The 11814-nt window shown below is 56.1% G+C and carries 12 protein-coding genes; 2 read left to right on the forward strand and 10 right to left on the reverse strand.

Annotated elements, in window-relative coordinates:
• Positions 1–89: 89 nt before the first annotated feature.
• The 9 genes from AC0L6S_RS09070 to AC0L6S_RS09110 form a co-directional block, all read right to left on the reverse strand.
• Entirely contained in the window at positions 90–491 is a 402-nt protein-coding gene (locus tag AC0L6S_RS09070; protein WP_473428160.1) for a GreA/GreB family elongation factor, read from the reverse strand.
• Positions 492–853: 362 nt separating this feature from the next.
• A complete protein-coding gene (locus AC0L6S_RS09075; protein ID WP_473428161.1) occupies positions 854–1873 on the reverse strand; it encodes an NAD-dependent epimerase/dehydratase family protein in 1020 nt (339 codons plus the stop codon).
• The gene (locus tag AC0L6S_RS09080; RefSeq protein WP_473428162.1) at positions 1870–3105 is read right to left on the reverse strand and encodes an MFS transporter; all 1236 of its coding nucleotides are present in this window, start codon (positions 3103–3105) and stop codon (positions 1870–1872) included. Before AC0L6S_RS09080 ends, AC0L6S_RS09075 begins: the two co-directional genes overlap by 4 nt.
• Positions 3106–3198: 93 nt before the next feature.
• Complete coding sequence (locus AC0L6S_RS09085; protein WP_473428163.1) at positions 3199–4815, reverse strand: AMP-binding protein; 1617 nt, start codon at positions 4813–4815, stop codon at positions 3199–3201.
• Positions 4816–4883: 68 nt separating this feature from the next.
• A complete protein-coding gene (locus AC0L6S_RS09090) occupies positions 4884–5810 on the reverse strand; it encodes a TauD/TfdA dioxygenase family protein (RefSeq protein WP_473428164.1) in 927 nt (308 codons plus the stop codon).
• A gap of 18 nt (positions 5811–5828) precedes the next feature.
• Positions 5829–6599 carry a class II aldolase/adducin family protein gene (locus AC0L6S_RS09095; RefSeq protein ID WP_473428165.1) on the reverse strand — a complete coding sequence of 257 codons (771 nt, stop codon included), beginning with the start codon at positions 6597–6599 and terminating at the stop codon, positions 5829–5831.
• Between the two features lie 124 nt (positions 6600–6723).
• The gene (locus tag AC0L6S_RS09100) at positions 6724–7680 is read right to left on the reverse strand and encodes an AraC family transcriptional regulator (RefSeq protein ID WP_473428166.1); all 957 of its coding nucleotides are present in this window, start codon (positions 7678–7680) and stop codon (positions 6724–6726) included.
• A 303-nt stretch (positions 7681–7983) separates the two neighbouring features.
• Positions 7984–8295, reverse strand: coding sequence for a Rieske (2Fe-2S) protein (locus AC0L6S_RS09105; protein ID WP_473428167.1), 312 nt, complete (start codon positions 8293–8295; stop codon positions 7984–7986).
• Positions 8296–9684: an aromatic ring-hydroxylating oxygenase subunit alpha gene (locus AC0L6S_RS09110; RefSeq protein ID WP_473428168.1), complete on the reverse strand. Its 1389-nt coding sequence runs from the start codon at positions 9682–9684 to the stop codon at positions 8296–8298.
• Positions 9685–9831: 147 nt separating this feature from the next.
• Between AC0L6S_RS09110 and AC0L6S_RS09115 the strand changes: the two genes are divergently transcribed.
• Positions 9832–10359: a nuclear transport factor 2 family protein gene (locus AC0L6S_RS09115; protein ID WP_473428169.1), complete on the forward strand. Its 528-nt coding sequence runs from the start codon at positions 9832–9834 to the stop codon at positions 10357–10359.
• 16 nt (positions 10360–10375) lie between these two features.
• Positions 10376–10891 carry a nuclear transport factor 2 family protein gene (locus AC0L6S_RS09120; RefSeq protein WP_473428170.1) on the forward strand — a complete coding sequence of 172 codons (516 nt, stop codon included), beginning with the start codon at positions 10376–10378 and terminating at the stop codon, positions 10889–10891.
• Positions 10892–10895: 4 nt separating this feature from the next.
• On the opposite strand, the gene AC0L6S_RS09125 is transcribed toward AC0L6S_RS09120, so the two are convergent.
• A complete protein-coding gene (locus AC0L6S_RS09125) occupies positions 10896–11735 on the reverse strand; it encodes an SDR family oxidoreductase (RefSeq protein ID WP_473428171.1) in 840 nt (279 codons plus the stop codon).
• Between the last annotated feature and the right edge of the window lie 79 nt (positions 11736–11814).

Consider the following 11814-nt stretch of genomic DNA (forward strand, 5'->3'; position numbering starts at 1 on the left):
AATACCACCAGCATCAACGGAACTGCCGCCATGTCCCGGGATGTCTGGTTCCATAACAGACGATAGAGTTGGGCGGCAGGCAAAGTGCTTCATGACGGCGTTTCCTCCTCTCTTGTCACTACCGATTCAACGCGGCGAATATCCAGAATCTGGAACCTGTGACTTCGCCCCCAAAGCTCTACCCGGCTGACGCTGCCCATTTTCAAACCGAGCAGACTAGAACCCAGCGGCGACAGCACTGAGATTCGGCCGTTTTCCGGAGATGCTTGCGCTGGCATCACCAACTCAACGCTGACACAGCTCTCATCGCTCATATCCAGTAGATCAACCACGCAGCCGGTACCAGCCCGTATAGGCTTGCTGGTTTCAGAAAATGTTTTCTGCGCAAGACTCTCGAGTTTATCCAGTGCGACTGCCAAAAGAAGTGGACTGTTGTAGACGTGAATTCCCGCGCGCAGCGAACGCGCTCGCTTCCTTAAGTAACTGTACATGCATACCCCCAACCCGGGCCCGGATTAGCCCGAATAGCATCCGTAGATTATTTGAATGTGAGAGAACCGAACCAAGCGCCCGCAGGCACTTGGCTTAAACGAGGAAGGTGGGAGTGAACTCGTACATGTAAGCGTGTGAAGTGTTCATATGCTAAAAGGATTGCCCTGAATAACATTTATCTGAAATCAACGGACACCATAGCAATCGCTATAGGGAAAGGCAAATGCAAGCGCTGCATCACAATCAAAGGTGCAATTAGGCCTTACTGGGCAGTGTTCGCCTGTCGCCTGTGACGGGAAACAATCGTGTCCAAGGCTGTTGTGCATATCTGCACGGGTGACGAAAAACTTTAAACCCTGGCTCACGCCGGCAGATTATGGCGCGACAACAAACCGGCCTGAGTACGGGTAATATAATTTTCCTGCTCGAGCCAACGAATCGCCTCCACAAGGGATTGCTCAAATGGACGAAAAACAATTCCCAGATCTTGCTCTGTCTTGGCATTCTCAAGCTTGACCCAGTTGGTCGCGTACACCATCGCCTCGTGGGAAATGGGGGTATGGGAATCAATCAGGGGCTTCAACACATCCAGTGTACGCCCGAGCAGGCGCATCGATAGACCCGACACGGGTAGCATCACAAGGTTCCGTCCTGTCAGCCTTTGCAACATCGCGTAGAGGTCTTTCCAGGAGACATAATGCCCTCCTAGCGGATAACGTCCCGGCGGCAATCGGCGTTTCAGTAAGGCGACATGTGCTGTGGCGACGTCCCTGACATCGACATACTGGTTACCACTGGGCATATCCAGCCCCAAACCAAACAGGTTGGCAATCAGACCCTCGTGCGGCTCAGTGAGGCCGGGGTCGTCCGGTCCGATAACACTCGCAGGATAGGTAATATGTAACGGTGCACCCTGCTCCTGCAGGCTACGCGCATATTTTTCGCACTCAACCTTGGAGCGACCGTACGCATTCCTGGCGACGCCCGGTGGAGATTTGTGGTTTAAAGTCTTTGCTTTCGGATCGTAGATGGCTGTAACGCTGGATACATGAATAATTTTCTTGCAGCCGGCTTCAACGGCCTGGCCAAGCACATTCCTGGCGGCGGATACATTGGTTGCGTAGACCTTCTCGGCGTCGTCTTTACTTGTCGACACCATAGCCGCCATATGAATGGTCGCATCGCACCCTCGCATGGCCTTCTTCACATCTGCGGCACTGTCGATATCACCGACAGCGATTGAGCGAATAGTGCCGCCAAACAGCCGCTTCGCCTTTTCCTTATTGCGCACAAACAGTTTTATCGTGTGCCCTGCTCTCAATAGAGCCCGACAGGTGTGTGTGCCGATAAAGCCGGTGCCTCCGGTCACAAATACTTTCATGTCTTCACTCCTTCGCCAATGGTTCCCCCCGGTGGCTTGTCATGGCGCAGCGGCACAATCAGCAAGGCGGCCACTACCAATAGGCCACAAAACAGCCACAGGCTAAGGCTGAAGCTACCAGTGGCATCGTACAAACGGCCAGTCAGTGGAAATCCCAGCATAACAAACAGGGTAATGATCGGCGCCATCAGCCCGAATGCACGACCATAGCTTTGCAGCCCAAAAATATCTGCGATAAAGGCACCCCAAACTGGCAGCATGCCACCCGCCGCCAAGCCTATTGAGACACAGGCTAGCAGAATCAACGGATAGGCAGGCTCTGTCGCCAGTATACAAAACCCGGTGGCCACCAGCAGTTGTGCGCTCCACAGAGCCAATTTTTGGCCGAGCTTATCCGCAGCCATACCGAATACCAGTTTGCCCAGCAGGCCACTGATTGCCACCACCATAATGAGCCCGGAAGCGGCCTCCTCCCGATGGCCCAGTTGCGAGGCATAAGGGGTTAGATTGGAAAGCACCGAGGTATAGGTACTGAACAGCAAACCCAGCGCGGTGGCAAGCCACCAGAAATTCGCATTGCCCAAAATATCTTTCAGGCCAAGCTGTGTCTCAGCGCCGGATGCATCTCCCGGCCCGCCTTGCTGTGCCGCCTGCATCCCGACGTCCGAGGGCCAACTGCGAATGGCCCAGACAAGGAGTGGCAACACGATAAAGACAAGCACTGTCGCCAGGTTCTCCAGGGTACCGCGCCAACCATAATCAGGCAGCCAGTGCGTGATCAATCCCGGAATCAGGACACCACCTACCGATGTGCCCGTTGCAGCTACCCCGAGCGCCCTGCCCCGGTGTTCCGTAAACCACCGCGACACAACAGCTGAAGATACCATGGAGCCCGCCATTGCGTTGGCCACGGCCATGGTAGTTCCGAAGATCAGTATATACTGGACGATTGTTGCACTCTGGGCCAGCAGCCACAGGCCGGCCGCAAACAATGCAATGCCGGCGGCGAAGATTTTGCGCACTGACAGCTTGTCGAGCAGGATTCCAACAACGGGCATCGCGAAGAGGCCGAGGAAGGTACCGCAGGTCAGGCTGTACATCACCATTTCTACGCCGACATCAAAACTCTCCTGCACGGGTTGCGTGAGAAGGCTGACCGCATAGGTGAAGAAGCCAATCACAAACGCCTGCGAGAGAAAACCGCCACCGACGACACGCCAACCAAAAGACATTGCTTTACTCCCCACTGTCGACACCAGGGTGCGAACAGTATTTCAGGCGCCAGTTGGCGACCCGATTGAATGGCCAGGCTTCATATCTCATGCCTATTTTCGTACGACATAATCCGACGTTTTCAGATCCCAGGTATTCTCGTTAATGCCCCGCTCCCGCAGCTTGAATTTCTGAACCTTGTTAGTTGGGGTGTAAGGCAGTGAATCGACAAACTCCAGATAACGGGGCACAAAATAATAGGGTGCGTTGTCGTTGATAAAGCTGCAGATGGCCTCGGCAGAGGCACTGCAGCCCTCTTTCAGGACAATATTCAGCTTCAGTTCCTGTTCGCTCTCCACTTCTTCAGAAGGAATACCAAAGGCGGCGACGTCCTGCACGGCTGGATGGCGGCGCACGATACTTTCCACTTCAAGGGTTGAGATATTGCGGCCGGCAAAGCGCAGCGCATCTTTTTTGCGGTCGGCATAAAAATATGCGCCACTGGCGGGATCCTGTCGGGCCAGATCACCGGTACGGTAGTAGTCACCAAAGTAGGCTTCGGCGGTAGCTTCGGGATTGTCGAAATAACCATTGAAAAGTACGTAGGGGCGCAGCGGTTTGATGCAGATCTCTCCGACTTCGCCGCTGGGCACTTCGTTACCGTCATCGTCCAACAGGCGAATGATTGTGTCGTCTGCTGGAAAACCGAGGGCATAGACAGGAACGTCATCGCGGTTTTCCACCTGCGTCATAACCAATTGGCATTCACTCTGGCCGAGTCCTGTGCGAATCAACTGCAGGTCAAAGCGCTGTTCAAAGACCGGCCACTGGGCAGGTGCCAACGGCACAATCTGGGCGAGGCGTAAAGGCGTGTCACTGTCGTCTTCTCGCTCGGGGGCATTGAGCAGGAACGCCCCCATTGCACCGAGCAAAAATGTTTGGGTCGCGCCAAACTGTTTGATCCGCTCCCAGAAGTTGGTGACAGAAAAACGCGGCTCGATAATGCAGGGAATACCCTCGATCAGCGCGCGGTAGACCGAGGTGATCCAGGCTGCGGTATGGAACAGCGGTAACACACAGTAAATGCTGTCACCCGGTTGTGAGTTGTATTGCAGGCTGCAGCCATCCACCACCGCGCGTATCCAGCAGTTGTAGCTCTGCAGCACACCCTTGGACTTTCCGGTAGTGCCGGATGTCCAGAGGATGGCGCAGTTATCGCCGTAGTGCAGCTCGGCATAATCAAGTTGCGCGGGAGGGTGATCCAGCAACCGCTGATAGTCCACCGGGGCTTTCAGTGCGCTGGCCTCGCTGTCGCCCACCAGCACGATGTTCTCGATGTCTAACTGCGCTTCTATCCCGACGATGCGATCCTGGTATTGATCGTCCGTGACCAGTACTTTGGAGCGCGCCATCTGCAGATTTTCGACCAGCCACTGCCCTTTGTAATCGCCATTGATCGGGGTCCAGATCGCGCCGAGTTTGTTGATAGCCAGACTGAGCAAGACCATCTCCGGGCGATTGCCGAGAAACAGGGAGACGATATCGCCGCTGCCTACACCGAGCTCACGCAGGCCGGCTGCCAGGCAATCCGTGATCGCATCAGCCTGGGCAAAGGTGATTCTGGTGTCATCGGTGATCAGGAATTCTGCATCACCGTTTTGCCTGGCCTGTTGCCTGAGGATCTGCGGGAATGTCCGGTCCACGGTATTGGAAAGATCGAGTTTATTCACTGATTGCCTCGGGTATGATTATTGTCCGATAGTAATAACAGCCTGACGCTCGGCGCGCCTACATCGCTTTACTCCGCATTGAGTACACGACCCAGGGTAATATCACCTTCGATGGTAGTGCGGTTTATAACCCTTCTAATGCCAGGTTTGGTGCCGGTGGTGCAATGCATCGCGCGCCAGTTATCCCAGAGCACCATATCGCCCTCTCGCCAGTCATGAAAATACGTGAATTCGGGCTTCTTTCCATGCGCGACCAACCGCTCCAGTAATTCGATGGACTCGTCATTAGACAAGCCGAACTGTTGCGGGGTAATAACGCGGTCCAGAAACTGCTCTACCACTTCTAGCACTTTGCGACCACTGACAGGGTGAGTGACCACAGCGGGGTACACTGCGTCGGCGAAGTCCGGGAATCCGACATCGGTGGGTTTCTTCGGGCTGTAGGGGCCGGGCTGATAACCTTGCAGGTTCACATAGCGCATATGGCGGCGTTGCATACTGAAGCTATAAACCACCTCCAGTTTTTCCAGCAGGGCTTTGGTGTCGTCATCCAGCGCATCATAGGCCTTGGCCAGATCACCAAAACCGGTGAGGCCATCTTCCTCGGCAACCACCACCGCCCGCAGCAATGCCCCATGGTTGGGGCGGCCGGTGTAGTGCAGATCCATATGCCAGTCCAGACGCCCGACAATCTCTTCACCCTCGTAAAACGCAGTGAAGAATTTGTCCTTGTCACCACCATTCTCCAGTACAAACAACTCGGGGTATTCTGCGGAGGTGGTGGTCGTTAGAGGGTGCATCTCCAGCGGCCCGAAAATACGGCTGAACTCTATCTGCTTTTCCGGACTGATATCCTGGCCCCGGAACACCAGAATGGCATGTTCATACCAGAGTTCCTTTAAGCGCGCCTGCAGATCACTGCTAATAGGCGCATTGATATCGAAGCCGGATACTTCGACGCCGACATTGTCCAGAGGGGTAATCTGTAAGCTCATAATTCCTGCCTATCGACACTATTCGACAATTGTAGGGTCAGCCCGCAACTCGCGCCTGGCCATCGCTTCCCAACAAAAGGGAAAACCGTGGGTATCCGTAATAGCCACTTTCTCCACGTCTTCATCGCTCAGAGGAACGCCACCACCGGCAAGCTCGACTTCATAGGCACGTTTACAGCGCCATTCAAGTGTGATGGCACGCAGATGCGCCTGGCGCAAGTCCTTACCCACAACCAGAGACCCGTGATTAGCCAGCAGTGCCCATTTGGAGTCACCCAGCGCCTCGGCGGCCGATGCCGAGGTAGCTTCGTCTTCAAAGGTACCCTGATACTCATTGTACAGGGGCAGTGCAACACCGCAGTGCGCACCGGTTTGGTCATATACCGGTGGCACGCGCTGCAGATTGGCCCAGATACCACTCCAGTGTGCGTGATTGTGAATAACGACATGGACGTCCGGTCGCAGTTCATGCAGTTGTATGTGCAGGCCGATAGCCGGTGTGACATTCCAGTCGCTATCGAGGATCTTCCCGGCGGGATCGAGGGTGACAATATCGCTGGCGGTCAGCTCATCCCACGCCAGCTCCCAGGGGTTGGTGAGAATATTGCCGTTGTCCAGTCGATAGGTAATATGGCCGGCAATGTGCTCATTCCAGCCCTCGCGAAACAACATCCGGCACATCAGTGCCACCTGGGCTTTTTCGCTTAGCGGGGGTAGCAGCGCCCTGCGCCCCGGCTGGGGAGCGTAGTGCTCAACCATGGCTTTATTCAGGCCGTCAAATTTTTTCATCGTTATCATCCTCGGCGGGTGAACAGTGACATGTTACAACCTGGACCGGATATTAAGTAAGCACTGGCCAGAAAGCTTGCCCAATTCAGCCAAATTGTTGTCCGATATGGCCACCGGGGAAAATCTATCGGGCGGTAAACAGCGCGGCGCGAAAAGCACGAGGCGACAGCCCTGTCCATTTTTTAAACGCGCGGTGAAAACCGGAACTATCGGCATAGCCCAACTGCTGGCCGATTCGCGTGATCGACAGCGTCGGGTCGCTCAAGTAGCGGCGCGCGTGAATCTCCCTCACCTGATCAATCAACTGCTGATACTGCCAACCCTCAGCCAGCAGTTTCCGGCTGAGGGTGCGGCTGCTGCAGTGCAACTGCCGCGCGGCCTCATGGAGTGAGGGTGGTCGCCCAGGGTCTTCGACCACGACCTGCCAAAGTCGCCAGGCGATGTCGCCCTGATTGCGGGCAATACTCTGTTCTTCACAGAGTTTTTTATACAGCGCCGCGCTCTGCGGGCTGGACTGTGGTAGCGGTTGATCGAGAATCCTGGCATCGAAGAAAAGTTGCGTCACCGGTGTGTCATATTCCACAGGGCACTGGAAAATGTCCTGATACCGCCCGGCGTGGGGCGGTGCTGGATAACTGCAGCGCAGTTTGGTGATCGGCAAGGCCTTGCCGAGGACCCAGCGACAGGTCGTTACAATATTGGTGAGGATATCCTCAATCGCAAGGAGCCGCAGCTCGCCCAGCTCGGCTTTCGCGTCCACCTGATAACAGCCCTCCGATGCTATCTCACTGAAAGACGTGACGATAAGACTGCCGGAAAACCTGCCGGAGTAATTCTGGTACCTGAGGCCAGCATCTGTGGCCTCACGCAAGGTGGCACTGCTCATCATCAGGTAGGCGAGCTGATCGAGGGTGGCGATTGAGCGCTGCAGCCCCAGTGCGAGTCCGAGATCAGTGCCCTGGTAACAAGCCTGAGCATCACCGAGCACGCCGCGATGCTGCGCGGCGCTGACCAGAGCGTTCGGCTGCTGCAGCGCAGTGCGACTGATGCCATTATTGTCCGCGATGCTGTCGCTATCCATCTTGAGGCTGGAGAGAAAATCCAGCAACCAGATAATGTAACGCGTATCGGTATTGATATGCCTATCCTCTGCTCTGTCGGCCGCTTATAGAACCCATTGGCGGTATATCATCTGACAGGCAGAAAAGCGATCAGGTTTTTCTGAGGCCTGATAACGCTGTGGCCGGGGTTGGCATGGCACGACTGTATCGCAATAAAAAAGACGACGGGCGGTACGCATGCTTAACGCTCCGCAGCACAGGCACAAGGGTCGCAAGAGATGTATTCAGGGTTGCGCTGGCGGGAGCGGCTGTGTCTGTCTCGGCTACGGCAGTAAATAGATCTGTTCATTCTCGATCAGCAATGGATAGCTCGCCAGCGCCGTCCTGGCCGGGCGGGTCAGCGCACTACCGTCTCGCACATCAAACGCCGCACCGTGCAACGGACACAGGATCTTACAGCCTTTGAGCTTGCCCTCACTGAGCCGTGCAGCGGCATGTGTACAGAGATTATCCACAGCATAGAAACCCTCTTTGGCATGGCACAATAATATCTCCCGGCCAGCCACTTCCACGCACAGGGTTTTCCCCTGCGCAACATCACGGATACTGGCGATCAGCTGGTAACCCGCTTTCATTCAGGAACGCTCCTCGGCCCGCTGCATGAACGCTTCCTGTGTCTGGTAAACCCGGCGTATCCGGGATTCCTGATAGTTACCCAGCGTCATACCTTTGAAGGTACTTTTAAAACCCTGGGTCTGCAGCTGTAGATTGCCGGTGTCCTCGTCGTACACCGGTGCCAGCCACGCCAGCTCCTCTACCTCGGTGTAGGATTGCTCGACCGACAGTTGTATCGGCTCCGGCGGTTCCGGGTGCTCCTCGCCATCGGGCAACGGCTCGAGGAACATCAGGTCGAAAATACAGCTGTCGACGTCCATACCGTTGGGCCGGAAGCGATAGACCATCGGTACGACAATACCCGGAAAGAAGAACATATTGGGAAACAGGTGATACTCGATGGAATCCAGAATGACACTGTCGCTGGTGGCGGACAGATCCACCCCCAACTCCGCGCCGAGATTATCCCGTATCGCCTGCGCCGCCACCTCTCTGGCTGTCTCACCCTCGGCCAGGGTGCGCCCTGCAACGGCTAGTGCTGCCAACATTTCCTGTTCAGTCATCGGCGGCGCGCGCCATTTGTCACCGGGGTAGTCCGACAGGGCCTGTGGACTGTAACTGCCAATATTATGGATAAAGCGGCTCACATACTGTCCGAAAATATCGTACTGGGCATTCGCACCGTGGGGCGAATCATGCGTTTCGAAATTATGGTAGGCCTCCATAAACGCTTCCTGCGCCGCCTTCCAGTTGGCCGGCAGGGTTTTCTGCACATGCAGCTTGATGCGACGCCGCTCCAGCGGAAAGTCCTTGAAATGCTCCACCATAACACCAAGGTAGTGCTCCAGTGGTTCTGCGTCCCTATCCATATTGATAAACACAAAGCCGCCCCAGCGCGCGCAGAGCACTTCCTGCAAGCCGTGGGTGGCATCGGTGACATGGGGAAAATCCCAGCGTCCGGGAATATTGCGAATGGAGCCATCCAGATGCCAGGACCAGCCGTGGAACGGGCAGGTAAACCCCTGGCTGTAGTGACTGCCCTCGCCGTCCAATAATCGTGTGCCACGGTGAGTGCAGGTATTCAGGTACGCCTTGATGGTGTCCTCATCCACGCGAGTAATGATGACCGAGTAGGGGCCGATATCGTAGACCTGCACATCGCCGATATCAGGCAGGTGCTCCTCGCGACAGGCCCATTGCCAGGTGCGCGGCCACAGCGATTGTATTTCGCGATCAAAATAGGCCTGCGAGGTATAGCGTTCAAAGGGTATATCTTCATCGCCGAGAAACTGGGGCGACTCCTCCAGCAACGGTGCAGGTGCGGCATGCTTATCCGCTAACAGCGTGTCTCTGGTTGCTGGGCCCTGCGCTCTGGCGTTGCCGGGTTCCAGTGAAGCGTCTTTCGTCATATCGTGCACTGTGTCGTGGTGGACGAGCATCATCAGATCTGATAAAAGTCAGTTCTGACTGTTTTTTTCATTATGTACCTCATACCAACCGGAGTGCAACCCCCGCGACCTGTGCCCCGCAACCATACAATAAGGAATTCGACCGCCATGAAAATCGAACCCGGAATGCCACCCACCGCCGAGGCACTCGCACAGCGCGAGGCCATCAGGGACGTCCTGTACACACACAGTCGCGGCCTGGACCGTCTCGAACCCGCGCTGCTGAAACAGGCATACTGGCCCAACGCAGAGGTGGATTACGGCGCGTTCAAGGGCAGCGCGCACCAGTTTACAGAGATCATCTGCCCCGCCCTCTCATCCCAGTTTGAACTGACCCAGCACCTGTTGGGCCAGACCCTGATTGAGTTGGACGGCGAAAGTGCGAACACCGAGACCTATGTGTATGCCCGCCACCTGCTGTTGGGGGCGGAGCAGGAGCTGGCATTCGCCGGGCGCTACCTCGATCAACTGCAGTGCCGCGACGGGCAATGGAAAATACTCCACCGCCGGGTGGTCATGGACTGGTGTCACCGGGTTGCCGTCGAGGATGAGCGCAAAGGCGATGCCTTCGGCTCACTCAGCAAGGGCTGTGCGCGGGCGTCAGACCCCAGCTATGACCTGTTTGGTAACGCCTGATAAGGAGAGCGGCAGCATGAACAACACTATTGAAAGCGTCATCGCCAAGCAGGACATCACCGAATTGATCTACCGCTATATGCGCGGACTGGATCGCTGGGATGATACCTTGCTGAGGTCACTGTTCACCGCCGATGCGTGGTGTGAATACGGCTTTATGAATGGCCCTGCCGACGCATTTATTGACTTTGCGCTGGGCGCCCTCAAGGACCATACCGCCAACCAACATATGGTCGGCAATATCCTGTTGGATATCGAGGGTGATGAAGCCTTTGGCGAGGTGTACTTCAACGCCTATCACAAGGTGAAAAACGATGCCGACTTTGAAGACCTCATCATCGCAGGGCGATACCTCGATCGCTACGAGCGGCGCGATGGCGTCTGGAAATTCGCCTATCGCTCAGAAGTGGTGGACTGGAGCCATTCCAGGCCCACCAACGATACGTACTTTGAACTGGCTCCCGGCTCCTTAATGGGGAGCCGCCGCGACGATGCCGTTTATGATCGCGCGGCGCGTTACAAGCGAGCCTGACGGATCAACTGTCAGCATGGGCACCGCCGCGGCGTCGCTGGCCTGCGTGCAGCATGACCTCCGCCTCCTGCGAATAGAACGGCGGAGCGACGCCACCGGACGTTAATCCGGCATCGATGACCAGCGTGTGACCGGTGATATAGCGCGCATCCTCACTCAGAAGAAACAGAATGCCGTTGGCAATATCCTGCGGCAGACAGGCAAACCCCAGTGGCGATGCCGCTGCAATACCGGCGGCAATCAATTCGGCATTGTTGTCAGTCAGGGCACTGGTCATCGGTGTCACCGTACCGCCGGGTGCCACCGCGTTGACGCGAACACCAAAGGCGCTGAATTCACTGGCTGCAGACTTGGTCAGGCCGACCACACCGTGCTTGGCCATGGTGTAGACATGTGGCCCCTCCGCGCCCTTCACACCCGCCGTACTGGCCAGCGATACAATCGCACCGGCGCCGTTGGGCTTCATCGCCCGTCCGGCGTGCTTGATACCCAGAAATACGCCCCGCGACAGGATGGACATGGTGAAATCATAGTCTTCTGCACTGGTGTCCATGATGGAGCCGATCACACCGATGATCCCGGCGTTGTTCACCATACCGTCAAGCTGGCCAAACTCCGCCACTGCCAGATCAATCGCGGCAACGATTTCCTGCTCGTTGGTGACATCCATCTTCTGGAATATCACGCTGTCGCCGAGTTCCGCTACCAGCGCCAGCGCCAGCTCTTCCTGAACATCGGCGATAACCACCCTGCCACCTTCTGCCACGAGGCTTCGGGTTGTCGCTTCGCCGATACCGCTGGCGCCGCCCGTTACCACAAACCCTTTTCCCGAAAACCTGGCCATGTTTTTCTCCCTGCTGTTATTGATTAGTCTGTCGTGCGAGTCGAAAGCCTACTCCATTTCGCCGGACTCACCAACACTC

It is taken from the genome of Halioglobus sp. D3-4 (genome assembly GCF_055809315.1).

Coding starts and splice junctions, on each gene's coding strand:
- AC0L6S_RS09070 (WP_473428160.1), bottom strand. CDS start 491: ATGTACAGTTACTTAAGGAAGCGAGCGCGTTCGCTGCGCGCGGGAATT.
- AC0L6S_RS09075 (WP_473428161.1), bottom strand. CDS start 1,873: ATGAAAGTATTTGTGACCGGAGGCACCGGCTTTATCGGCACACACACC.
- AC0L6S_RS09080 (WP_473428162.1), bottom strand. CDS start 3,105: ATGTCTTTTGGTTGGCGTGTCGTCGGTGGCGGTTTTCTCTCGCAGGCG.
- AC0L6S_RS09090 (WP_473428164.1), bottom strand. CDS start 5,810: ATGAGCTTACAGATTACCCCTCTGGACAATGTCGGCGTCGAAGTATCC.
- AC0L6S_RS09095 (WP_473428165.1), bottom strand. CDS start 6,599: ATGAAAAAATTTGACGGCCTGAATAAAGCCATGGTTGAGCACTACGCT.
- AC0L6S_RS09100 (WP_473428166.1), bottom strand. CDS start 7,680: ATGGATAGCGACAGCATCGCGGACAATAATGGCATCAGTCGCACTGCG.
- AC0L6S_RS09105 (WP_473428167.1), bottom strand. CDS start 8,295: ATGAAAGCGGGTTACCAGCTGATCGCCAGTATCCGTGATGTTGCGCAG.
- AC0L6S_RS09110 (WP_473428168.1), bottom strand. CDS start 9,684: ATGACGAAAGACGCTTCACTGGAACCCGGCAACGCCAGAGCGCAGGGC.
- AC0L6S_RS09115 (WP_473428169.1), top strand. CDS start 9,832: ATGAAAATCGAACCCGGAATGCCACCCACCGCCGAGGCACTCGCACAG.
- AC0L6S_RS09120 (WP_473428170.1), top strand. CDS start 10,376: ATGAACAACACTATTGAAAGCGTCATCGCCAAGCAGGACATCACCGAA.
- AC0L6S_RS09125 (WP_473428171.1), bottom strand. CDS start 11,735: ATGGCCAGGTTTTCGGGAAAAGGGTTTGTGGTAACGGGCGGCGCCAGC.